Annotated in this window: 19 protein-coding genes and 1 tRNA gene; 14 read left to right on the top strand and 6 right to left on the bottom strand. The window is 47.5% G+C overall.

Annotation, left to right across the window (positions count from 1 at the left end; translation table 11 throughout):
• Positions 1-9 precede the first annotated feature (9 nt).
• The 4 genes from MKX50_RS19390 to MKX50_RS19375 all read right to left on the bottom strand — a co-directional run bounded on the left by MKX50_RS19390 (position 10) and on the right by MKX50_RS19375 (position 3,376).
• Entirely contained in the window at positions 10-699 is a 690-nt protein-coding gene (locus tag MKX50_RS19390) for an ABC transporter permease (RefSeq protein ID WP_339157606.1), read from the bottom strand.
• Positions 700-1,635 carry an ABC transporter ATP-binding protein gene (locus tag MKX50_RS19385; protein ID WP_213594422.1) on the bottom strand — a complete coding sequence of 312 codons (936 nt, stop codon included), beginning with the start codon at positions 1,633-1,635 and terminating at the stop codon, positions 700-702.
• A 71-nt stretch (positions 1,636-1,706) separates the two neighbouring features.
• On the bottom strand, positions 1,707-2,669 hold the full coding sequence (locus tag MKX50_RS19380; protein ID WP_213594423.1) for a sensor histidine kinase: 963 nt from the start codon (positions 2,667-2,669) through the stop codon (positions 1,707-1,709).
• A complete protein-coding gene (locus tag MKX50_RS19375) occupies positions 2,666-3,376 on the bottom strand; it encodes a response regulator transcription factor (protein ID WP_213594424.1) in 711 nt (236 codons plus the stop codon). Before MKX50_RS19375 ends, MKX50_RS19380 begins: the two co-directional genes overlap by 4 nt.
• 160 nt (positions 3,377-3,536) lie before the next feature.
• Here MKX50_RS19375 and MKX50_RS19370 point away from each other — a divergent pair, with 160 nt between their 5' ends.
• From MKX50_RS19370 to MKX50_RS19355, 4 genes are all read left to right on the top strand, one after another.
• Entirely contained in the window at positions 3,537-4,784 is a 1,248-nt protein-coding gene (locus MKX50_RS19370) for an MFS transporter (protein WP_213594425.1), read from the top strand.
• A 93-nt stretch (positions 4,785-4,877) separates the two neighbouring features.
• Complete coding sequence (locus tag MKX50_RS19365) at positions 4,878-5,138, top strand: hypothetical protein (protein WP_213594565.1); 261 nt, start codon at positions 4,878-4,880, stop codon at positions 5,136-5,138.
• Between the two features lie 142 nt (positions 5,139-5,280).
• Positions 5,281-7,053, top strand: a complete 1,773-nt coding sequence (locus MKX50_RS19360) for a LuxR C-terminal-related transcriptional regulator (protein ID WP_213594427.1) — start codon at positions 5,281-5,283, stop codon at positions 7,051-7,053.
• A 217-nt stretch (positions 7,054-7,270) separates the two neighbouring features.
• Positions 7,271-11,011, top strand: coding sequence for an S-layer homology domain-containing protein (locus tag MKX50_RS19355; protein WP_339157605.1), 3,741 nt, complete (start codon positions 7,271-7,273; stop codon positions 11,009-11,011).
• 507 nt (positions 11,012-11,518) lie between these two features.
• Here the strand turns inward: MKX50_RS19355 and MKX50_RS19350 are convergent.
• Complete coding sequence (locus tag MKX50_RS19350; protein ID WP_339157604.1) at positions 11,519-13,039, bottom strand: methyl-accepting chemotaxis protein; 1,521 nt, start codon at positions 13,037-13,039, stop codon at positions 11,519-11,521.
• Between the two features lie 284 nt (positions 13,040-13,323).
• Between MKX50_RS19350 and MKX50_RS19345 the strand changes: the two genes are divergently transcribed.
• From MKX50_RS19345 to MKX50_RS19300, 10 genes are all read left to right on the top strand, one after another.
• Entirely contained in the window at positions 13,324-14,223 is a 900-nt protein-coding gene (locus MKX50_RS19345) for a response regulator (protein ID WP_213594433.1), read from the top strand.
• A gap of 199 nt (positions 14,224-14,422) precedes the next feature.
• A complete protein-coding gene (locus MKX50_RS19340) occupies positions 14,423-15,370 on the top strand; it encodes an ABC transporter substrate-binding protein (protein WP_213594435.1) in 948 nt (315 codons plus the stop codon).
• Positions 15,371-15,483: 113 nt separating this feature from the next.
• Positions 15,484-16,581 carry a DUF4367 domain-containing protein gene (locus tag MKX50_RS19335; protein ID WP_339157603.1) on the top strand — a complete coding sequence of 366 codons (1,098 nt, stop codon included), beginning with the start codon at positions 15,484-15,486 and terminating at the stop codon, positions 16,579-16,581.
• A 224-nt stretch (positions 16,582-16,805) separates the two neighbouring features.
• Positions 16,806-17,990, top strand: a complete 1,185-nt coding sequence (alr, locus tag MKX50_RS19330; protein ID WP_213594439.1) for an alanine racemase — start codon at positions 16,806-16,808, stop codon at positions 17,988-17,990.
• A gap of 255 nt (positions 17,991-18,245) precedes the next feature.
• Positions 18,246-18,527 (top strand): ribbon-helix-helix protein, CopG family, encoded by a 282-nt coding sequence (locus MKX50_RS19325; protein ID WP_019638235.1) that lies wholly within the window; start codon positions 18,246-18,248, stop codon positions 18,525-18,527.
• A gap of 3 nt (positions 18,528-18,530) precedes the next feature.
• Entirely contained in the window at positions 18,531-18,881 is a 351-nt protein-coding gene (locus MKX50_RS19320) for a type II toxin-antitoxin system PemK/MazF family toxin (protein ID WP_125082509.1), read from the top strand.
• Between the two features lie 171 nt (positions 18,882-19,052).
• Positions 19,053-19,415: a DUF4190 domain-containing protein gene (locus MKX50_RS19315; RefSeq protein ID WP_213594441.1), complete on the top strand. Its 363-nt coding sequence runs from the start codon at positions 19,053-19,055 to the stop codon at positions 19,413-19,415.
• A 134-nt stretch (positions 19,416-19,549) separates the two neighbouring features.
• Complete coding sequence (locus MKX50_RS19310) at positions 19,550-21,778, top strand: Tex family protein (protein ID WP_339157602.1); 2,229 nt, start codon at positions 19,550-19,552, stop codon at positions 21,776-21,778.
• Positions 21,779-21,919: 141 nt separating this feature from the next.
• A complete protein-coding gene (locus tag MKX50_RS19305) occupies positions 21,920-22,639 on the top strand; it encodes a hypothetical protein (protein ID WP_244996863.1) in 720 nt (239 codons plus the stop codon).
• 82 nt (positions 22,640-22,721) lie between these two features.
• Positions 22,722-22,795 (top strand) — tRNA-Arg (locus MKX50_RS19300).
• 359 nt (positions 22,796-23,154) lie between these two features.
• Here MKX50_RS19300 and MKX50_RS19295 read toward each other — a convergent pair.
• Complete coding sequence (locus tag MKX50_RS19295) at positions 23,155-25,059, bottom strand: AAA family ATPase (RefSeq protein WP_339157601.1); 1,905 nt, start codon at positions 25,057-25,059, stop codon at positions 23,155-23,157.
• Positions 25,060-25,249: the final 190 nt, after the last annotated feature.

The raw sequence follows: 25,249 nt of genomic DNA, 5'->3' as shown, positions 1-25,249 counted from the left end.
TAGATGATTCTACCCGACGTCGGCTGTCTCCACGTTACGAATCGTCCAAGCGGCTATAAGCACGCCGACAACAGCCAGGGCCAACGGGACGTAAACGATCGAGGCGATCGAGAACTCCGGATTGTGCGAGCTGATTAGCGCAACGATAACAATGGCGGATACAATCGTCGCAGGTACAGAATGCTTGCGCATGCCGAAATACAGGGGAATTATGCTGGTGCCCGCCGTAGCAACCGAGAAGGTGAGCATCGATAACAGCTGCTTAAGCAAGAAGGCCGTATCTGCGTTACCGGGAATGAAATGAAGGTAAGAATTGAGCAGCATCAGCAAGCCTGCGGATAACAAATTGGTCACAAAGACGGTGATGAAAGTTAAGATCGTGATGAACAGCAGCTTCGCACCGAGCAATTTTTTACGGCTAATCGGATAAGAGAAGAGGATGAAGATGGTCTTGTTCTTGTATTCTTCAACGATTAGCTTAGCTACCAGTACTCCGCTTAGAATGACGCAGGTTACTCTCGCAAAAGCTCCGACGATAACCAAAGCCTCATCTAAATCTCTTAGGGGAACTTCACTTGGCGTTTCTACATAATTAATCAATACGAGTAGGGCTATGCTGCACAGGCTGGCGACAAACGCACTGCTGAAATACCACCCCAGCGAATGCTTTTTCAGCTCCATCTTCATAAGCTTGATCATTTATGATGCCCCCTTCATATGGTTGTTGCTGCGTTGGATCAGATCCAGGAAATATTCCTCCAGGGACATCGATTTCTTGTTGATCGCCTCGATTTCGATGTTCTGTTGCACTAATGCCCGAACAATCTCCCCTTGACCTATCGACGGATCGTAAACGCGAATGATCCGGTCATGCAGCACTTTGAAATTGGAAATCCGCAGCTGGTGATCCAAAATGGCGGCCGCCCGGCTGGGTTCAGCTGTAATTAACTCGATAAACTCCGTATTTTGTCCCCGAATGCTTTCCATGGACACTTCATCAATTAGCCGTCCGTCGCTGATTACACCGATCGTATCTGCAATCTGCTCGATTTCGGCCAGCAGATGAGTGGAGATTAACAGGGTAATTCCGTACTCCCTGCTCAAGGTTCGGAACAATTGCCGCATTTCCTGAATTCCTAACGGATCAAGCCCGTTTATCGGCTCATCCAGAATGAGCAGTTCGGGTTTGGTCATGATCGCCCTGGCAATGCCGAGCCGCTGCTTCATGCCCAGAGAAAATTCCTTCACCGGTTTCTGGCCGGTATCTCTTAAATGGACCATATCCAGAGCTTCCTGAATGGCCTGCTTGTTATGGTAGCCCATATATTCGCCATGCAGCTCCAAGTTTTGCACAGCTGTCATCTTCTCATAAAATATCGGGTACTCGATGATGCTGCCAAGCCGTCCCAACACTTCGTAGGAAGCAGCCGTCAATCGTTCGTTGAACAGCAGAATCTCCCCTGTCGTGGGTTTTACGAGATTGGTCAGCATCTTCATAATGGTGGTTTTACCTGCGCCGTTTGGCCCGAGGAAACCGTAAATCTCTCCCCGTCGAACCTTCATATTCACATTGCTGATGGTTTCTTTCCCTTTGTAGGCTTTGCTCAGCCCGCGGGTCTGAATAATATATTCCATTGGCATGGCTCCTTCCGTGATCTTACGAACTCATTCTAGCTGCAGAAATTATCTTATTTGTGATATAAATCTTAAGAAAATCTTACATTTGTCTCGGCCGCGCGATACAGCATGATTGTGAATACCGTCTTCTGGAAGGGTACGCTGCTCAGCGTAATCGATCCGTCCATCGCCTCCACCAGTCTTTTGGTAATCGTCAGACCCAGTCCGCTGCCTTGGAAGGCGCGATTCCTTGATTCCTCGAGCGTAAACATGCGCTCAAATACGCGCTCCAGATTCTGCTCCTGAATGCCTTTGCCCCGGTCCCATACTTCTATCGTCACGTGGGTTTCGTCCGCAGCAAGGGCCAGACCAAGCACTCCCCCGTCATGTCCGTATCGGATCGCGTTGGAGAGCAGATTGTTTAAGACTCTTTCTAATGCTTCCTCATTTCCATAGGCGTATATAGGGTGGTCGGGAATGTCGATAACGGCTTCCATCCCGCTGGATTGAACCCACTCGTACAAGGACAATATATTTTTACGGCAAATTTCATTCATATGTACTTTCATGGTCTCAATCTGCCGGTCCCCGGATTCCAATTTCGCCAGGTCAAAAAAAGAATGGATCAACGCAATGATTTCAGTCGTTTTGTGCTGTACGTGGCGAAACAGGCGGCTTCGTTCGGCTTCATCCATGGCAGGATCGGCTTGAATCATTTCGACGTATCCCAGAATGACGGTGAGCGGCGTCTTTAAATCATGCGAAATATTCGCCAGCATTTTTCGCATGGACTGCTCGGTTCTGGCGTACCGAACTGCCATTTTCTGGCTGCTGGACAATACCCCCTCGATGTCTTGGACCAGCTCTTGCAAATACTTATCATCGGTAAAGAGCAGCAGCCGTTCAGAGGTTTCATTAGCGACAATGCGTCTTAACTTGCTGGATATCTCCGCTAGGCTGGCATCACGCTTCTTCCGCGCGGCAAATTGAATCAGGTTCCAGCCGATCGATCCGGCAAGAAGGGCGGTCAAAAGCCACAGTAAAGCGGTCATTCCTGAAAATCCCCCAATTTGTAGCCGATGCCCCATATGGTCTTGATATATTGCGGGGAGGAAGGATGGTCCTCGATTTTGTCGCGCAGCCGGCTTATATGAACGTTAATCATGTTCTCATCGCCGTAGTACTCGTCTCCCCAAACAGAGCGGTAGATCTGCTCTTTAGTGAATATCTTTCTCGGATAGGTAAACAGCAGCTTCAGGATGCTCCACTCTTTAGCGGTCAGATGAATTTCACGCCCATGTTTGGTCAGCCGGATATTGTCGATATCCATGGTCATGTCCTTCACGGTGATGATCTTCGGGCTGTGGGAAGCGGAGCCTCCCGCATCCGAATACTCCGTCGCCCGCCGAATTGCGGCTTTGACGCGGGCGGTCAATTCAATCAAGGAGAAAGGCTTGGCGATGTAATCGTCCGCTCCAAAGCCAAGTCCCAGCGCTTTATCTACTTCACTATCCTTCGCTGACACAATGAGCACGGGGACCCGGCTATGCTCCCTGATTTTCTTGAGGAAATCCATGCCATTTAAGTAAGGCAGCATGAGATCCAGCAGCACAAGCGCATAGCTCTGCTCGCCGAATAAGCGCAGGGCCTCCTCCCCGTCGCGGGCGAGCGTAATAGAGAACCCTTCTTTGGATAAGCAATTAATAACCATTTCGCTGATCGAACCATCGTCTTCTACAAGCAGTATGTTTTGATTCATAAAGGTTACCTTCCTATTCTTTTAGTTCCCAGGAATTGGACTATGGATTGGACTTCATTTTACCACATTCGCAGTCTGGCATAGATCTTGACAGTTTAAAAAAATAAGAGTTAAATGGTTGAATAGTTTTGAATAAATTGTAAATAAAGAAGGCGCATAAATGAACGCTCATTTGAAACAAATTCACCCGTTGTCCTGGACGATCATCATCGGCACGATTTTTGGCCGTACTGCAATTTCGATGAGCATCCCGTTCTTGTCGATTTATCTGATCCGCTCCATGGGAGCTACGCCGGCAGAGACAGGGATCGTCGTAGCTGTTAGCTCGCTGATTGGCGTATTTGCCAGCTTTAACGGCGGTTATATCTCCGATGTTATCGGGCGCAAAAAAGTGCTCTTCATTGCGATTTTCGGTTGGGTGCTCGTGTTTGTAGGATTTGCATTTGCGAATAAAATATGGATTTTCTTCATTATGAATGCTTTAAACGGTTTGTGCAGGGCGACGTTCGAGCCTACTTCCCGCGCGCTTCTTGCCGATATTACCCCCAAGGAAAGCAAGCTGCTCGTATTCAATCTGCGGTATGCGGCCATTAACATTGGGGTTGTCATCGGACCGCTGCTCGGACTGCAGGTAGGCGCTTCCGATTCCAACAGTGTGTTTTTAATAGCTGCTGTAGTATACGCCTGTTATGGCATCTGTCTGGTCGTACAATTTTGGCGTTATCACGAGCTTGGACAGGCGAGCACAGGAAATGAGCAGCGGCTTAGCATCGGCGGGGCTTTGAAAGCGACGAGCGGAAACCGGACATTTATGCTGGTGCTGATCGGGATGATTTTCTGCGTGCTCGGTTATGGACATTTCGACTCGACACTGGCGCAGTATATGGAGATGAGCCCGCGAATCGAGGAGGGAGTCAAATGGTTCAGTTACCTGATATCGCTCAATGCGGTAGTCGTGCTGGCGGTTCAATATCCTCTCGTTCGGCTGGCTGCCCGCTTTGCACCGGCACTGCCGATCATTGCTGGTAATTTATTCACAGGAGCAAGCCTTATTTTTTTCGGGATGTCGGATACACTTCCCTTTTTAATGATATGCGTCGTTATATTTACGGTAGGCGAAGTGCTGGTATTCACGGCAACGGATGTGCTTGTCGATCGCATAGCGGAGCCTGAGCTGCGGGGAGCGTACTTTGGCATGTTTGGTTTTAATAATCTGGGAATGGTCTTGGCGCCTTTACTGGGCGGCTTTCTGCTCCAGGGCCTGGGGGTTGCCTCGTCGCAGCTTATCTTTGCTCTCCTTGGATTGGCGACCTTTGCCGGCGTCCCATTTTTGTATTTGGCCCATCGGAGCATGCTGAAGCTGGAGCAGGCTCGTACCGAGCGGGAAGGACAAGCCGTTTCCTCTTGAGGATGATATATCTTGTATGTTGGGCAATCGTCCACACTCCCCCGGCAAATGACGCGTATATTGTGTCATGAGCCGGGGAGGTGATATAGCTTGGTGAAGATCAGTGATCAGGCGAGGAAGCATTTGAATAAGCGGGTCAAAATCAAAACAAAGACCGGGGCGGTGCTGTACGGTAAAATCGTCAAGGTAAGCGGGAATAAGCTGTACCTTCAAGTGTCGTCCGTCCATGAGCGGGGCAGCAAGGCCCATGCAGCGTTTGCTCCGTTTATCATTCCGCTCGTGCTGTTTGATTTGCTTGCCATCTTGCTGCTGGAAAGACGGAGAAGACGGCGGCGCAGGCTGGTAACGCTGTAAGAGGAACATAGTCCTTATTTATGGGAGCCCGGGAGGCTCTTTTTTTTTCGAAATTGACGAGGATTTTTACGCTCAGAATCTATTAGGCTGACCGTTTTAGTTTATAATGAGGTATATCACAGTTAAAAAGGATTGTAGCGTAATGATAAACATTCCCGGTTACTCGATCACACGGACGGTTTACGAGGATTCTTATCTTTTAGTTGCATTTGGCGCTATAGAACAGACGTCTAAGCACGTGTTATTAAAAATCGTTAAAAACGGCAGAAGCACAACGATTGAAAACGCCAAGCTTATTCATGAGTTTAACTTTTTGAGCGAGCTGGATATGAAGGGTCTTCTCAAGCCTACTTCCTATATGAATTTTAAAAATGTGATGGTGCTGGAGTATGAACCGATTTACGCTTTAACCTTACGGGATTATTGGTCCATGGTGGCTGTGACACCTGATCTGTATATTCATATCATGAAGAACGTCGTGACACGCTTGCAGGAGCTTCATGACCGGCAAGTGCTTCATTTAAATATCAGGCCCGACACCTTGCTCATTCAGCGTCATACGGATGAAGTGTTCCTGACTGGATTTGGATATGCCGTACAAATGAATGAACGGAAGGAGCAAGGCCAGAGCAGCTTGGAAGGAAATCCGGTATATATGTCGCCAGAGCAGACGGGACGAATGGATTATCCGGTTGACGTTCGATCGGATATCTATTCTTTGGGGATGGCCTTCTATGAATTATTTGCCAGCAGGCTTCCTTTCACGGCACGAGGAGCGCTAGATTGGGCGCACGCCCATCTGGCCCGGCAGCCAGTGCCATTATATGAAACAAATCAGATGGTTCCTCCGCTCATCTCGGATATCGTCATGAAAATGCTGGCTAAGAACCCAGACAGTCGTTATCCAAGCATGAAAGCCGTTTTGGAGCAGCTAGGCGAGCATGCTTTATTAGAGAACGGGAACAGCAGTGTTGTCCGGGAGAAATGGTGGATAGACGTAAGCGGGGGGAACGATCCGCCAAATACCGGACTACCCAGGCATAAGAAGGAAATAACCTTTTCTTCAGGAGATCATCACGTACAAGCTCAGCGGACTACACTGGTTGTCACCGATAATATTGTCAGTTATCCTCAAGTTTTGGATTTGGCCGCTATCGTTCAAGCGTCTGAAATATTCGCAGACCATATGAACGGGGAACAAATCGCAGAGCAATTCATGCAGCTTATCATAAAAAACGCAGGAGCACAGCGCGGCTTGCTTATCACTCCCAGCGATAATCAATGGTACGTGAACATAGAAGCCAAGCTTGAAAGTCATGCCATCGTCTCTTCGCTTCAGCACATTCCTATTGATACATACCCGTATATTAGAAGAGAGCTAGTCGCCGGAGCGCTTCAGGATAAAACGATAATGCAGGCAGCGGAGACGCGGGAAGCATGCCTGAAGACATCTCTGGCTGCAGGAAGCAAGATCGGCGGGACTGCTCTTTGCATGCCTATCGTGAGCCACAATGAGGTTCATGCTTTGCTGTACATGGAGAATTTGCTTACAACAGAGTATTTTGCAGCAGAGCGATTTCATGTCATCAACAATCTAGCCTCACAGGCTTTGTTTGTGCTAAAATCCAGGTCGTCAGCCTTTGCTGTTGGAGCTCAACATGATCACGACCGAGTCATAGAGCTGGACGGGCAGGCAGAGATCCGGCGTGCATTAACTACAAGAGAGCAGGAGGTGCTAAAGCTCGTATCCGAAGGGCTGTCCAATAAAGAAATAGCTGCCACATTAACGGTTACGAGCGAAACGGTTAAAACGCATCTCAAGAACATATTTGAGAAGCTGAAGGTGGACCGGCGCATGAAGGCTGCTGCGATCGCCAAAACGATTGGATTGCTGGATGAGGAAGAGCGCAGATAGGCTAAGCTATGGTGAAACGATAGAAGGTATACGGCAAAAGAGCTGTATGCCTTTTTTTGATTGAACTCCTCTCGTGGAAAGTCATTATAAATATCCCTCGATCGGGGGATGTTTAATTCATTTTTGACCATCTACAATTTGAAGTGATGGGCTGATCTAGAAAGGAGAGTGTACTATTAAATACCCGGATAGAACAAGTTTTATTGGTTTGTTATCAATGATCTGTTTTACTGCGATGCTCTTATTTGCCGGACCTGCAAGCAGAGCTTCTGCCGAGCAGATTCAAGCCGAGACGATTAATATCATTAATTACAATCCGAGCGGATTCGCAACGATGTCGCATCGCTATAGTGATGGAAAGGATTTATTCTATATTGATTTAAACTTTAGTCAGCTGCCTTCCAACGCGAAGTGGGCAACGTTTATGCCGATCCGAGGTTTGAGCAATGGGATAGAAATCTATTACAGTCGTGACGGAATAACGACCGAGAAACGATTCATCAGCGATTATTGGTACGGACTTCCTACTGATGCTAGATGGATCACGGTCAGCAATTTCGACGGCGGTTTAGGCCAAGGAAATTCTATTCACAACCAAAAATACAGATACAGCCTGGACGGTGTCACTGTATTGGAAGGGGATTCGGTTCCTGCAGAAGCGATATGGGCGACCTTAAGTTATTATGAGACCACTTGGGACGGCGAGGCCAAAACGCTTGATTTCAGCAGATCTTCAGGCACTTATACGTTAAACGTCGATACGATACAGAAAGTGAGTATCTCATCGAGTAATCAGAACGCTCCAAAGTACGCGCAGGCCGGAGATACGGTCACGCTATCCATTTCCTCTGCATTTTATCTGAAGCCCCCCGTCGTGCGAATTGCCGGGCAGGAGGTTCAGGTGGTGCAAAATGGCAACCGTAAAAACTGGAAAGCTGCCTTGATGCTGGATTCTTCCTTTCCTGAAGGCCCTGTCCCGTTTATGCTCGAATATGAGGATGAAACAGGACAGCGGCGCGGCCAGCTCGACGCTACTACGGACGGGAGCAAGGTTCACGTTGATAAAACTCCGCCAATCATTATTGAACTTAGACATTCACCCACAGTTTGGACACAGCAGAATGTGTACGTCGTTGGTTCCGTCAGAGATGATGACTCTGGCGTTGCTGCACAGAAATGGTTGAAGGGCGAACATGACGCCTCATCCATGCGAATTTATGGAACCACAGTGCCTGGAAATTACTTTATAGCGACCGATAACGGCAAGTATACCTGGTACGCGAGAGATCACGTCGGCAATGAAAGCATTGCAGTCACTGAAGTTACGAATATTGACCGCATGGCACCGACGCTGGAGGTCTTTACGAAGCAGCAGGGATGGACGAATCAGCCGATTCCGGTTACGGCGAATGCAGAAGATGTTCAGAGCGGTTTGAATTCGGGGCAGTTCAAATGGGCTGCTGGGCAGCAGACAGCCGATTATTTCCGTTCGGGCGGCGCCTTAATCGTGAATAATACATTCCTTGCCGATAGCAATGGCAAATATACCGTCTATGCTGTGGACCAGATTGGCAATGAGACGATTCAGACCATTACCATCGATCAAATCGACCTCATTCCGCCCAGCCTAACATTAACGCCTTCCACAGGGGCGCCAACGAGCCAGGACGTGATGGTTAGCGCCAGCGCAGCTGATCAGGAGAGCGGAATAGCTGAGCTGAAGTGGGCCCAGGGGGATCACAATACCGCCTATTTCACTCAGGGTGGCAGTGTGTTTAACGACAATTTCCCTGTTTCCGAGAATGGTATTTACACGGTGTATGCCGAGGACGGAGCTGGGAATGGAACTGTACAGACGATCACCATAACAAATATTTTCAAGACTGGCCCGAGCCTTACCCTCTCTTTATCTTCAACGAGCTGGAGCAATCAGCCTGTTGCCGTAAATATTAACTATATCGGCAACGGGAGCGGGATTGCCGAGCTGGAGTGGGCCAAGCAGGGGCCGAATGGGCAGCGTGTTGCCCTGAATACGGACGATACCCGATTCCTAGTACATGAGAATGGAGTTTATACGGTATATGCCAAGGACAAAGCCGGGTTCGAGGTAAGTGCCGATATTGAGGTGAGCCGTATCGACGTCGAGGCTCCGCAGCTGGATGTGAGCTTGGATCCAGTGGATTGGACGAATCAGCCTGTCACAATCACCGCAGCAGCTGACGATAATACGGATGATCACGTGGCCTTGAAATGGAATGAGGGACGGCAGCCTGTCTCGTTTTTTCAAAATGGCGGAGGAGTTTCATTCCAAAATTCTTTTCAGGTCAGCCAAAATGGAGAGTATACGGTCTACGCAGAGGATCATGCAGGGAATGGGGCCGCAGAGACAATTGTGGTAAGCAATTATGACGGAACAGAGCCGACGATTCATCTCAGCATAGGGAGCAGTTTGCCGACCAATCAGAGCGTGACGGTAACCGCCGACGTATATGACCGTTTAAGCGGGATCAGCGAAGTGAAATGGGCGGCTGGAGATCAGCCTGTCAGTTATTTTGAGCTGGCCGGTACGGCATTTGGCGGATCAGGCTCCTTTGAAGCTGAGTTGAATGATATTTACACGGTTTACGCCAAGGATCGTGCCGGCAATGCTGCCGTACAAACGATCGAAATCACGAATATCCATAGGGATATACCAGTCATTAAGCTTACGGTATATCCGACGGCATCTACGAACCAGAACGTCACTGTGACTACATCTGTTTACTCGCGAGTAAACCTGATCGCAGAGAAAATGGCGTTCGGATTTCATGAGCCGCCGTACTTCGATGATCACGGGGATCCGCTATTGCCGGAAGTCATCGCCGTGGATAACGGCTGGATCAGCTTCTATGCCAAGGATGAGGCCGGCAATGAAACGGTGAAGCAAATTGAAATTACGAATATTGACCGCAATCGGCCAGTCATTACGTTAACGGGCGATCCGATTATAAGCGTTGTACAAGGCAGTTCCTTTGAAGATCCGGGAGCCTCAGCTGCGGATGATGTGGACGGAGATATTACCCGTAAGATCAGGGTGTCCGGTCAGGTTGATACAGGTGCTGTCGGCGAGTATATTTTGCGCTATAACGTCTCTGATGCAGCGGGGAATGCAGCAGAAGAGGTTGTACGGACCGTGAAAATAACTCCTCGGCCTATTATTGATGACGGCGGGCAGGGAGGCGGCGGGAATGGCGGCGGTAGTGGAGGATCGCCATCTAATGGCGGCAGCCCTTCCAACAGCAGCGCAAATCCGTCCAGCGGGGATAACACGGCTCCAGCCAAGGAGACTGGAGAAGGCTCCAAGCCGGATGGATTGGAATGCTCGGCGGGCGTTCCATGCCGTGATAATGATATCCAAGTATTCCTGAGCGACATTGAAGGACACTGGGCGAGTGAAGCGATCCGGGAGCTTGCAAGAAGGGGGTACATTAAAGGTTACCCTGATGGAACTTTTCAGCCGAATCGCCAGCTAACCAGAGCCGAGTTCGTTACGTTACTGGTCAAGGTCCTAGAGTTGAAGGAGCATGAATTTGCGGCGCAGATTACCCCTGTGTTCGACGATGTGCAAGGACATTGGGCGCAGAAGACTATAGCCGGAGCACAGCACTATGGGCTGATTCACGGCTATCGCGATCGCATATTCGCCCCAGATGAACCGATTACCCGCGAACAAATGGCCTTGATCCTGGCTAAGGCTTATGATTTGAGAGTACAATCGGCTGTCGATTTCGCTGCGATTGAATCAGGTGCTCTGCTGTACGAGGACGCTGACCATATTTCCGCATGGGCGCGGGAAGCCGTTCGTTTGGTAACGGAACAGCAGGTGATGATTGGCCTGCCCGGCAACAAATTTCAGCCGCAAGCGCTCGCGACAAGAGCGGAAGCAGCCGTCGTCTTGCTGAAGCTAATCAGGGAATAGGAATCGGGTTGTCCAAATAGTCAAACCAACAAAAAAATTGGATGTGAAAACAATCTGTTTTCCATCCAATTTTTTTATGCGTATGTCGGCCTCTCACTTTACGACGAGCATGAGTCGCCAATTTTATCGTTCTAAATGGAATTATAGTAGTTAATTTCTGCCATAAAGTAAGGAAAGTAAATTTAATTGTATTCCATGTCGTTAGAGGAAGTAATAAAGCCATCATGGGCTGGAGTATTAATTTTAGGTGCATAAAATCCATTTAATCCCTTAAAGCATGCGTTTGGCCATTATTAGATGCATGAATTCCATTTAGTGTAGACGACATAGCATAGTACGTGGCCTCTCATCTTGGTGTCGATATTGCAGATATAAGATGAGCTACAGAATCGGACATCAGGCAAGGAAGAAAGCGGATTCCGCAGAAACGGAAAGCCTTTCTGAAAAAAAGGGCGCCCCCTCAGTCATCTAGGATGCTTTTGGGAGAGCCCTTTTCTGCTGCACGGTTTATAGTTTATCCGCCGATAAGCTCCTCTCAATGCTGCCGACAATCCCGCCTAGCTCGGCAACGAGCGATTCCAGGTTCAAGGCGATATCATGAACTGCATCGGAGGATGCGGATTGCTCCTCCGCGGCGGATAAAATTTTCTCAATGTTTGAGAAAAAAGCCGACGTTATTTCGGACACCTGAACCATCATGTCATTGGTCTGTTTGGAGTGCTGGAGCAGTAAATCGGTCGTGACGGAGATGTCATTAATTTGCTGATCGACTGTTTTTGAAGATTCGGAAATTTCCGCAAAGACGCGCTGCATCTCGGTAATCTGCTCCATGCCTTTCTGTACCTCGCTTAAGCTGACATTCATTTCACCGATTACCTGATCAATGCGGCTTTGGAAAGATTGAACGTTCCTGTGTATTTCGGCAGCCGAATCATTGGATTGTCCAGCCAGCTTGCGAACTTCCGCGGCGACCACGGCAAATCCGCTTCCATGTTCTCCGGCTCGGGCTGCTTCGATCGAGGCGTTGAGGGCCAGTAAATTAGTTTGATTCGCGATGGATGATATGAGATCCACGAGCTTGTTGATTTCCTGAGAGCTTTCCGCCAGCTGCTGGATCACTTCGTTCACATTATTGACGGCACAAGTAATGACGTGAATCTGGCTCGCCAGCAGATGAATCCTCTCTTGTCCATAAACGACCTGCTTTGAGGTTGCCAGGGAACTCTCTGTAACTACACTAGCATTTTCGTTTATGTGACCGACCTGATCCACCATGCTTTGAATGCTGTCGACCCCTAAGCCCAGCTTATTCGTCTGCTCGTAAGCCCCCGCAGAGATCGTTTCAATGGATGTTACGATTTCCTGGCTGGCCTTGGCCGACTGGCCGGCACCGGACAAGAGCTGGCTGACAGCCTTCAGCACCGACTTGCTGGAATCGTTCATGTTTTGCAGAACTTCATCCAGGGCTTGCTGCTGGGAAGCTACTTTTTTCTCGTATTCACTAGTGTGTATTTGCTTGGAATAGACGAACCAGATCGTTGCTCCGCTCGTAAGAATTAAATAAAGCGCATGAATAAGCAGCAGCGAGAACCGGTAATCGGACGTGCCGCAGAGCAGCTGCGGGAACCAGAAATAGCCGGCTAAATGCTGAACCGCAAATATGGCGGTGCTGTAGATCAATATTAAAATGTTTTCATAGTAAGCGATAATCGCAATCGTCATAAATATGGAGAAGTGGTACTCCACGAATCCGTCGCCGCCCGCAATAATAGAAATGCTGCTGAATGTCAGCGTTGTGCTGACCAGCCATGGCAAAGCCGGGGAACTGGTGCTCCTCCTGTAAATGAGGAGGCTTAATATCATTAGGACAATCGGGATAAAAAAGAGCAAACTTTTGAACAGAGATAACCCTTGCGACAACTGGCTGATCCCGCTCATCGCTTTATGATCCTCGAACAGAGATGTATATTTGTGTACAGCATGTGTTCCAAATGACAGCAACAGCGATATTCCAGACAAAAAGAGCATGATTGAATTTTTTTGCATATGCTTCAACTTCATTTTTCGTTTCAGACCTGCCTTTATAAAAAAATATTTGTTACAAATATGTGAAGCTATTCATAAACGCATCTTCCCGGCCGAAATTGTAATCAAATCCTTCGCAGGAAGGGGCGTATTTCGGGAGCTCCTTATTTTGGCATAATGTATATCATAAGTTGCTGAACTCACAGAAATCTCACAACACATGCACTGCTCTTGCTACAGCGATTGTCACTTGCGTTTAAATCAGTCTGAGGGTAGGTGGGATGTCAATGCTTAGAACAGTTATCGTAGAGGATGAATGGCTTTCTCTGAATATGATTAAAAGATACATAGAAGAGCATCCAAAATATGAGCTCATCGGGGCTTATTCCGATCCGTTCGAGGCGTTGAAGGATATTTCACGCTTGCAGGTTGACGTGCTTTTTACCGATATTGGCATGCCGGGTTTAAATGGATTGCAGCTGGCGGAGCGGGCAAAGCAGGATTCCATGCAAATTGTGTTTACAACGGCCCACCGGGAATATGCGGCCGATGCCTTCCGCGTAGATGCGGTGGATTATTTGCTGAAGCCGGTTACGCGCAGGTCCATCGACGAAATTGCCGCCAAATTGGAGCGAATAAAGCGGTTGCTCGCCATAGAAGCTTCGAATTTCAAGGCGCCTGTCATGAACGTACAATGCTTTGGTTCGTTTCAAACGACCAATAAGGACGGACAAATCGTGAAATGGCCAACGAAAAAAACGGAAGAAATGTTTGCTTATTTCATTGCGAATGAGGGGCAAATCGTAAACAAGTGGATCATCGCGGACACGCTATGGCCGGAAATGGATGGTTCGAGAGCGGTTCATAATGTATACAATACGATCTACCGGCTAAAGAAGACGTTTGAGGAGTTCTCCTTGCCCTTATCGATCAAGACCATGAATGAGGGCTATGTTCTTGAGGCAGAAGGGGCGATCGTTGTGGATCTATATGATTTCCAGGAACTATCGGGGCAGAAGGATTTGACGGCAGGTCAGCTTCAGCTCTTGCAAAACCTATACTCAGGTTATTTATTTCAAGATAAAGACTACCCTTGGTGTATCAATCTAAGGGAAAACCTAGAAGTGGCGCATCTAATAAAGCAGCAGCAGGTGTCCTTTAGTGCTGGAACAGCCGGCATGACCTGAGCGATCTGGGAGCTAAGCCTAACACAAAGAACCCTATAGGGTTCTTTTTTGTTGTTGTGTGAAGAGCTTTCACATGTTGACAATGCGTAGAGATGATCATATAATCTTTAACGATAATGATAATCATTATCAATAACCCAGAATCGGAGGAATTACTGTGCCTAATACATATCGAATGAACCATAAAATGAGGTCTATTATGGCCATAGTTTTTATTCTAGCTGTTGCATTGATTTCGGGTTGCGGCTCTGCCGTATCCGTGACTGATCAGAATAATGCTTCTGCAGACTCGGAAGTTCTCTCCCCTATTACGCGAACGGTCAAGGATGCCAGCGGCGATGTGGAAATTCCAGCTACACCGATCAGAATAGCCGTATTGCTGGATTACTATGCGGACCACTTGCTGGAGCTCGGAATCAAACCTCATGCCTCAACGACGTCGCTTGTCGATCATCAGTTTCTACCATATATAGCAGATCGAATGGAAGGAGTAATCCCTTTAGGCGCATCGGAATCTCCGAACCTGGAGGCGCTTTTGGAGGCTGAGCCCGATTTAATTCTCGCTTACGCCCCCTCGCATCAAGATATCGAAGACAGTTTGCGGAAAATAGCGCCCACCCTTATGCTTGACGGAGAATTAATGAACGATTGGCGTCAGCTGCTCCTTGAACTGGGAAGAATCGTCGGGCAAGAGGAGCTAGCGCAGCAGAAGTTGAACGATTATTTGACTAAAGCTGAGAGTGCACAAGAGGAGCTCAACCGCAGAGCTGGCGATGAGGTGTTCGTCGTTATGCGCGTGATGCCTAAGGAATTGAGAGTATACGGAGTGGATGATATCCGTATCGGCCGCATCATTCATCACGAGCTTGGCTTAAACGGCTTGAAGCTGGCCGAGGGCAAAGCGATGCAGACGATTTCACTGGAAGAGCTGCCGAGTCTAAATCCTGATCATATTTTCCTGATGGAGAATGTAGAGGATACAGCCAAGAGCAGGTTAGATGAATTAAAGAGCTCGGCACTGTGGAAAAACATTAAAGCGGTTCAAAAAGATCAGGTATACATCGTTGAACAGCAATTATGGAATCGCGGCATTGCGCCGATTGGTTCTACTCAAATCATTGACCAGGTTCTGGAAATTGTGAAATAGCGCGCATTTTTAAGCTGAGTTCCTGCTTGTCAAACTAGTCCGCATAATCGGCCAAGTTCCCTCATAGACATGTTATCAGTTTAGGAAATCAATCTGCAGAGGGGATGATCTTCATGCGACTGATCACTTGGGCGCTAGTCATTGTGATATGCTTGAGTGTTGTGTTGGGCGGGTGCGGCAAGAAGGATGCTGACGGTGTCGTCAAGGATTTGGACAAAATCGTTACCAAGCTGGAGAGCTACCAGGGCTCGGGAACGATGACGCTTCATACGGGGGATAAGCCCCAGGAGTACAGGGTTGAGGTGTGGTACCAGAATCCGTCTTTTTATCGGATTGCTCTGACGAATGCCCAGAAGGACATTACGCAGATCGTCCTTAAGAACGATCAGGGCGTTTACGTGTTGACGCCGAGCCTGAACAAGAGCTTCCGGTTCCAAAGCGATTGGCCGGAGAACCAAGGTCAGGTCTACTTGTATCAGACGCTTGTGCGCAGCATCCTGAGCGACAACACGCGCCAATTCGTAAGCGATAAGGACAGCTATGTGTTCGATGTGGCCGCAAACTATAATACTCATGCGCTTGTACGTCAAAAAATATGGCTGGACAAAGACGACTATGCGCCGAAGCAGGTGCAGGTTTCGGACGCCGAAGCGAAAGTCGTAGTCGAGGTCAAATTTGACAAATTTGATTTCGGTGCGAAGTTTGATGATAAATCATTCGACATGCAGCATAATCTGGACACGGCGGGCCAACGCGCCAAAGGGACGCTGCTCGAAGTTGATGAGAATGGGATGCTTGTGGAGAGGACGGACGCTTCCGAGACCGGAGCGAATGCAGCTGAGAGCGATGGTTCTGCCGCACCGGCGCTGAACGAGCCATTTGGGGTGATTGTTCCGACATATTTGCCTGAAGGTGTAGTGTATAAAGATGACAAAGTCGTAGATGATAGTGATAGAAGCAGCGTATTGCTCCGATATGACGGTACATATCAATTTACGGTAACTGAATCCCGTTCACCGGATCGCACGGTTTCGCTAGTTGCCGGAACAGTCGTTGATCTCGGCTTTACTGCCGGCCTGCTGACAGGGGATGAGCTGCAGACATTAACCTGGACTGTGGATGGATTGGAATTCCGTATTACAAGCGACAATCTTCCAGTGAGCGAAATGGTTAAAATCGCCGCGTCTATGGAGGAACATACGGGTAAATAAGAAGAGGCTGGCGGACTTGCGGTACTTCAGATAGACTGTAGAAGCTATCGAACCCGTCAGTCTGTCTCTTCTTTTTATTTGGATTAAACAGGATTATGGGTTAAAATGACTTCATATGCACAATATGGCTTATTCTGTATAATTGACAGCCGCCTTCTAGAACATTACGATTAATGTATTGTTTGATGATGGATTTTCACTCATTAGAGAAGGTGACCTACAAAGTGCAAGTGAAGTATCGACCTACCCGTGCAGAAATCGATTTGGACGCGCTTTATGCCAACTATACTGCTCTACGGAGAAGAATACCGGCGGACATGAAGCTGTTGGCATGCGTTAAAGCAAATGCATATGGACATGGAGCTGTGCCCATCGCCAAAGAACTTGAGCAATACGGTGCCGACTATCTTAGCGTAGCCTTCCTGGACGAGGCGCTGGAGCTGCGCCAAGCTGGTCTGACCATTCCTATTCTGGTTCTGGGCTATACCCCTCCGCACGGAATACGTACGGCATGGGAGAATGGGATTACGCTTACTTTGTTCAGCGGAGAGGTGCTTGACGAGATAAAGGCTATTGATCCTGTTGAGTATCCCGGCAAACTAAAAGTTCATATCAAAATCGATTCTGGTATGGGGCGTCTCGGACTCTTGCCCGGGGATGAGGCGCTGGATTTCATCCGCCATGCAATGAGCTTGCCGCAATTGGAAGTGGAGGGCATATTTACCCACTTTGCAACAGCGGATGAACAAGATAAGAGCTATACATTGGAACAGTACCGACGTTTTCAGAATGTGGTTCATGCGCTGAAGCATTATGATTTGGATATCCCGATTATACATACAGGCAACAGCGCGGTTGCAATTGATTTACCGGAGATTTCGTGCCAGATGGTGCGGATCGGCATCGCATTGTATGGTCTCTACCCGTCCGATGAGGTTCACAAGGCCCAGGTTCCGCTTCATCCGGTTCTGTCTCTTAAGACGGAAACCGTTCAGGTGAAGACTTTGCCGCCCCACTCCTCCGTAAGCTACGGAGCGAAATATGTGACGGACCGGGAAGAGATTATTGCAACGCTGCCCATAGGCTATGCCGACGGATATTCACGGATGCTTAGCGGTAAAGCGCAAATGCTTATTCGCGGACGGCGCGTCCCCGTCGTGGGAACGATCTGCATGGACCAATGTATGGTTTCGCTACAATCTTTAGCTGAAGAAGCTGAAGAAATCCAAGTCGGTGAGGAGGTTGTTCTCATCGGCCGGCAGTCCGGTGCAACGATTACAGCGGACGAACTGGCCTCCATGCTCGGTACCATAAACTACGAGTTGATTTGTATGCTGGCTCATCGTGTGCCCCGTCTATACATAGGCACAAATAGACCGCAAATTTTAGTTAACCCGTTGTTTGCCTGATACAGGCAGACAAAAAACTACAAAACTCTCTTCCTAATGGAAGGAATTTATGCTAGGTCCATCGAATGATATACATTATGATCGAAAAGATGGAAATGATCAGGTATGTACGCTCATGCCAATTTTGGTTATAATGAAATGCAGCATACTTGATATACACTTAGCATATATTCTTTTGTATAAATATCCTTGAATATTGCTATACTGAGTCACAAGGATCTGGGTCGACAAGGTTTTGGGGGTGGATGTTTAACGATGGCCAATATGCAGAACACCAAAAGGATTATGATCAGCTTACCGGATCATCTGTTACAGGAAGTGGATGGAATCGTAGCTATGGAGAACTCCAATCGTAGTGAGCTTATTAGGCAAGCCATGAAACTGTATTTGAACGAACGGAAGAAACGCTTCATCCGGGAGTCAATGCAGCGCGGCTACATGGAAATGGCCAAAATTAACTTAACCATGGCCTCTGAAGCTTTCCACGCGGAGGAAGATGCAGACAGCACTCTGGACCGCCTAGTTAGCGGGGTGTGACCATTGATTGTAAAGCGCGGCGACGTATTTTTTGCAGACCTTTCCCCTGTGGTCGGTTCTGAACAGGGCGGGGTAAGACCTGTGCTTATCATCCAGAACGATATCGGCAATCGATTCAGCCCTACGGTAATCGTTGCTGCCATTACCGCTCAAATTCAAAAAGCGAAGCTCCCGACTCATGTTGAGATTGAAGCGGCTACGCATGGATTCGACCGGGATTCCGTCATCTTGCTTGAACAGATACGAACGATTGACAAGCAAAGATTAACGGACAAAATTACCCACCTGGATGATGAGACGATGAAAAAGGTTAACGATTCGCTGCTTATTAGTCTGGGATTAATCGATTTTTGATGAAAAAGGGGGAGAAATCTCCCTTAGGCGCCCTGCCTCAAGGGCGTCTTTTTTCATGTCGCTGGTATGCTTCCATTTATAGTTAGAATGAATTTTTTCGTTTTCGCATATCTTCATTGGCTGAATCTGGTATAATAATCATATCTATTTCTCTGAGGAGGACCGTTTTTAATGGATTATAATTCTTCCGGGCAGTACAACTACAATTATCCGCCCGCCCCACCCCAGCCGCCTGCACCGCCTGCCGAGCAGAATACGAATGGAAAATCAGTTACGGCGCTGGTTTTGGGAATTTTGGCTATTGCTATACCGTACATTGGATTCTTTTTAGGGATCGTAGCGATCATTATTGCGTCTCTTTCCTTTAAGGAAATCAAGGTGACTCAGGAGAAAGGGCATGGCTTCTCCGTAGCTGGATTGGTATGCGGCATTATCGGAACCGTAATTTATGGCCTTTTCATCCTGTTCTTTGTCATCGTAATTATCGCTGCCGTATCTACACCGGATAACTACTGGAACTACTCGAACTTCTAAAATTCGACGATCGGACACCGTACCTCGTGTACGGTGTTTTTTGTTGTTCATTCACAGCAAAGAGTGGTTCCGACTGGCACTCGGCCATAAATTTTGTGATAATAGGAGCAGTGCAATCTGAGGATGAAAGAGGGATGACTTTGTCACAAACTGAAATCAATCCGGAAACGAATACAAGCGAAGCGCAAATCGAGGCTAAGGTTCAGGAAAGAATTGTGGTTCAGGTAGCTAAAGAGCTAGGGCTGCCTTTAAAAGGGGTACGGACGACCGTCCAACTGCTGGATGAAGGCAATACGATTCCCTTCGTAGCCCGTTACCGCAAAGAGATGACCGGGGAACTGGATGAAAACCAGCTGCGCGATATCGACGACCGGGTGCAGTATTTGCGGAATTTGGAGGTCCGCAAGCGGGAAGTGATCCGCATTATTGGCGAGCAGGACAAATTGACCCCGGAGCTGGAGTCTGCCATCGTTCAAGCCGTAAAGCTGCAAGAGGTGGAGGATTTATACCGTCCTTACCGGCAAAAGCGCAAGACAAGAGCCAGCGTCGCCAAAGAAAAAGGCCTGGAGCCTCTGGCAAAATGGCTGCTATCACAGCCTAAAGACGGCATGCCGCTGGAGGAGTCTGCCAAGTATGTAAATGCGGAGCTTGCTGTAGAGACGGCGGAGGACGCATTGCAGGGCGCTATGGACATCGTGGCCGAGGAGATCGCGGACGAGGCGGCAATCAGAGCCTGGGTGCGGAAGTACAGCATGGATCATGGCGTGATCGTGTCGGAAGCGAAAAACTCCGAGGAAGAATCCGTATACGAGATGTATTACGACTATCGTGAGCCGGCCAAGAAAATGCCGCCCCATCGCATATTGGCGATTAACCGGGGAGAACGCGAGAATATTCTGAAAATATCGCTGGAACTGGACGCCGAGGCCATCCATCGCCATATTGCTGGGCGGACGATTAAAGGGCGTTCCGTCACTGAGGGCATCCTTCAAAGCGTAATTGAAGATGCTTATAAAAGGCTGATCGCCCCCTCGATCGAACGGGAGGTGCGCGCGGAGCTGACGGAGAAGGCTGAGCGGCAGGCGATTTCTATTTTCTCGGCGAATTTGCGCAGTTTGCTGCTTCAGCCGCCGGTAAAAGGGAAAATCGTGCTCGGCGTTGACCCGGCTTACCGTACAGGCTGCAAGCTGGCCGTCGTGGACGAAACAGGGAAGCTGCTTGAGGTCGCTGTAACCTACCCGACGCCGCCGAACAACAAAAAAAGGGAAGCAGCGGTTAAATTTAATGAACTTATAGATAAATACGGCGCGGAGCTGATTGTCATCGGCAATGGAACGGCTTCCCGGGAGACCGAGCAATTTGTGGCCGAGATCATTGCGGAACGCAATGATCCTAACCTGGCCTATCTGATCGTGAATGAGGCGGGTGCCAGTGTCTATTCAGCCTCAAAGCTGGCGCAGCAGGAGTTCCCTGATCTGGACGTCGCTGAACGCAGCGCGGTTTCGATCGCCAGAAGGCTGCAGGATCCGCTGGCCGAGCTCGTAAAGATCGAACCTAAAGCAATCGGCGTAGGCCAATATCAGCACGACGTATCCCAGAAGCATCTGGACGAGAGTCTTACGGCGGTAGTAGAGTCTGCGGTTAACCATGTCGGTGTAGACGTGAATACGGCATCTCCTTCTCTTTTGTCCTACGTTTCTGGCGTTAATGCAACCACTGCCAGGAACATCGTGAAATATCGGGAAGAGAATGGAAAATTTACGAGCCGCAAACAGCTGCAAAAGGTTCCGCGCCTTGGCGCAAAAACGTATGAGCAGTGTATCGGCTTCTTGCGGATCAATGATGGGGAGCATCCGCTTGACCGCACGCCGATTCATCCAGAGTCTTATGGCGTGGTAACCGAATTGTTCAAGGAGCTGCGCGTAGAACTGAGTCAGCTTGGAACGAAGGAATTGGCCCAAATGCTCTCTACGCTGGAGCCGGAGAACCTGGCCGTACAGCTCGGCGTAGGAGTTCCGACATTGCGGGATATTCTCGACAGTTTGCAGCGACCGGGCCGTGACCCGCGGGAGGAGCTTCCGCCGCCGATCTTCCGCACGGATGTTCTGAAGATCGAGGATTTATCCCCAGGCATGGAGCTTCAGGGTACCGTCCGCAACGTCATTGATTTCGGCGCATTTGTCGATATCGGCATCAAAAACGATGGTTTGGTGCATATATCCCAGCTTAGCAATGGCTATGTGAAGCATCCGATGGACGTGGTATCGGTTGGCGACAATGTGACAGTATGGGTGCTTAACATTGACATTAAGAAGGGACGAGTTGGTTTGACGATGCGCAAGCCCTCTGAAGTAAAATCATAACGCAGGAACCCAATAAATTGCCAGTCTGAGTGTTCTCAGGCTGGCGATTTTATTTTATGGTGCTGACAGCGGCTCGACGTGCATGTTTTCTTTCACATTGCACACAATGGTAACTATGGCAAGCTTAGAGGAGGGGTGACGATGGGTAAGCGTTACTATGTGTCCATACCGGGACGCTCGGTTCTGGAAGAGCAGGGCGCCACAGCTTATGAATGGACGATTGAAGCGTCTTCTGAAGAGGCAATCAATTTGAGATATATGCTGGAGCGGATTGGAGAGAAGGAGGATAGCTCCTTTGTGGCCTACATGTATCCTTGGCCGGATACGCCAGAAGATGTCGTAAACAGCGGGTACCAGAGTCAGATTGACAAGGTATACCGGGAAATCTACCGGTTGGGCACGGAAGAGACCAGGCGTGAGCTGGCCCGGATCGGTTATGGGAACGGGGTTGAAGACAAACACCAACTACAGAATAACGAGGTGCGAAGGAATATGTATTATATTAAGGAAGCCAAATTTCGCCGGTTGGCTGAACATGATGGCCGGGAATGCGCCGAAATTCAAGTATGGCCCGGTGCGGCCGGTGATCCGGAGCTGTTTGTGTACGTAGCCCGCTCCCAGAATGGGAACGAGGATTATGAGATCATCCGGATGATTCGCAGTGATGCCGATTTTGAGATCGACTGGTATGATAACAGTCTTCACGAGGCTTATGCCGAGATCGCTGAAGAGAACTTTGGCGATACTGGCTGGCCTGAGCCTGCAAAGCAGCGTGCTGATTTCAAGGAGCAGCTGCTCGCTTACGGCGACATCGCCGACAAGCTCAGGGAAAAATTGAGTGGTGAAAACGGCCAGCATTAAACGGCAGCAAAAATAGTACTTTGAAAATAGAAAGGGATGCGTTATAATAAATAACGCATCCTTTTTATACATACTTATTTATGTCCCAGTAGCTCAGCTGGATAGAGCAACGGCCTTCTAAGCCGTCGGTCAGGGGTTCGAATCCCTTCTGGGACGTAGCCAAAACTCTCCTTTGGAGAGTTTTTTTACGTAATCTAGAGGATGAGAACCCCTTGGGGCTCGTCGTAGTGAGCCCGCCGCGTGCAACGGCAGGTCGAACGGAGTCGCGCCTGGAACGCGAGTATCCCTTCTGGGACGTTATCCTTGCATTCCTCGGGGCCCGCGTCTATGGGCATCTTTTAGTACTAATTGATTTTAAAGCCCTAAGCGTCTCCGGTTGACCTTAGAAGGGTATTTGGACAGACGATAGGCAACCGGAGCGAAATTAGCCACCTTCGTCCAACAAGATGGCTAATTATTTTCGCACATAGTGGTCTTGAATTGATATCTGTTACCTCTTATAAAAGAGCTAATAATTATTCGACTATTTCCACACTAGCCGCGGCTTGTTTCTCAACCTGGGAAATGCTTTCTTGGGCAATTAGTGAGAATGAATCTTCAAAAATATCCTCAACAATTTGCCTCCAATTCACAGTTATAGATTCCCACTCCTGATTCCAATTATCCGAAATGAACTTGTACGCCTTATAAGGTTTTTCACCTGACGGTGCTGCATAACCAAGTATATCTTCAATACAGTTTGATATCATTATTCGACGGGTCTCATCACCGACAGCTAGAAGAATTGGCTCATTGAAAACTTCTGCACGCTCATTACCCTCATCTTTATCATGCATAACAACGGGATTAATGCCCATTGCTTTCAGGTACTTGACTAATGAAATGATTGTCGCTTTACCTCTAGCTTTAATAATTTGCCAGTTGCATTCAATATCTTTTTTTACAGTATCAGGCATTCTGTGAATGGTTTCTCTTAGAACAATATCTTCTGTGTCTCCCTCTACAATTAGTACGTTTTTGGAGAAAAACACCCTAGAAATATAATCATCGATTTTTAATAACATTTTTACATAAGATTTATCATCTTCTTGAAGTCTAATGAATTGTTCGCTAGTGTTAAAAGATGTGCATGTAATCTGTTCTATTTGCTGATCCTGCGCATATCTAGTTAATTTACTTGAAAGACAATTCAAAATTTGCATAGGTTTTTTACTTAGATCAATCATATAAGGGGAATGCGTAGTACATACGATTTGGTTGCTATTGGAACTGGCTAATTCATATATTGTGTTTCTCATTTGTTGAGCTGCATTAGGATGTAAGTAAATTTCAGGTTCCTCAAATCCAATTAACAATGGTCTGATGTTACCTTGTTCTTTTTCATTTTCTCTTATACTTCTATATCTTAGTAATGCAAACACCGCTGAGCGAATAATACCAGTACCTTGGAGTCCTACAGGAGTATTCACATTACTAAACATCGATACTTTAAACTGAGGTTTGATAACCTTGTCTGCCTCAGTTAATGAAGTAGTTGCCTTTAGACCAGTATTAGGAAATACATCACCAACAGTTTTATTTAATTCCAACATCATTTTTCCAAATTCACTCTTCTGATCATCTGGATCTAGTTCGTCAGCTAATAAGTTCAAGTAATGTTGAGCTTGTTTATAGTTTTCGGAAGCTTCTCTAACATCATTAAACAGTTGGGACAAGGTTGATATCAACGTACCAGATGCGCCGGAAAGTTCATCGGCTTTATCTTGAGCAGGAATAAGTAGAAACTTAGGGAGTTTAGATAGTACATTGGCTGGAATTCCCCCAGGATTTTCAAACCAATCTTCGTTTTGCTCATCAAAATCATATAAATCATCTAGCTCGAAGATAATGCCTTTTTCTTTTGAGGACAATTTTTTTGTCGGTAGTATAGAGGTGATTCTATCATTTATTGGAGTGAGATCTAAACCAGCGTTAATGTAATCTTCAATAGTTGCACAATCAGTGTAATTACCCTTTATGGTTTTAATCTGTTGACGCATTTCTACAACATAGTCAATGTTTGGTTTAAAAGTTTTTCTATAAACGATTCTATTCCCAGTTTCTCCATTTTCTTTTGAGTATCTTAAAATACGTCCTCTGAATCCTACCCAGCTTCTAGCCTCTTCTGGGATATCCCTAAATTCTCCTGTCAGTACGATTTTATCTGCGATCCGTTTATTTTGACCGGTTACTGGATCTCTTAGTGAGAAAAACTCATCCTCTGGTAATTTTCTCACATCGTTTAACAACACATTCAGAGCCATTAACACTGAACTTTTACCTATGTTATTTTCACCAATTAAAAATGTTGCATCTGAAAAATTCACTTCCGTATCTAGATGCCGTCTAAATCCTTCAATTTTCAAACTGTATAGTCTCATAGTCCTTCCTCCAATCTAGTAATATTTACCTACTACAATATGGTCTTCGACATCATACCCACAAATCCTTTAAATATATCAAAATATACCAACTTTATCTTTTTTCAGAAATTTGAGAAGCACGCACAGGAGTGGTCAATATACCAACTCCTAGATTTGTTTTATAAAGTTTGTTGTAAAAAATAAAAAA

Origin of the sequence: Paenibacillus sp. FSL W8-0186 (genome assembly GCF_037969765.1) — a bacterium.
GTDB classification, from domain to species: domain Bacteria; phylum Bacillota; class Bacilli; order Paenibacillales; family Paenibacillaceae; genus Fontibacillus; species Fontibacillus woosongensis.
The sequence above is the reverse complement of the archived record's forward strand: the minus strand, read 5'-3'. Positions and strand labels throughout refer to the sequence as shown.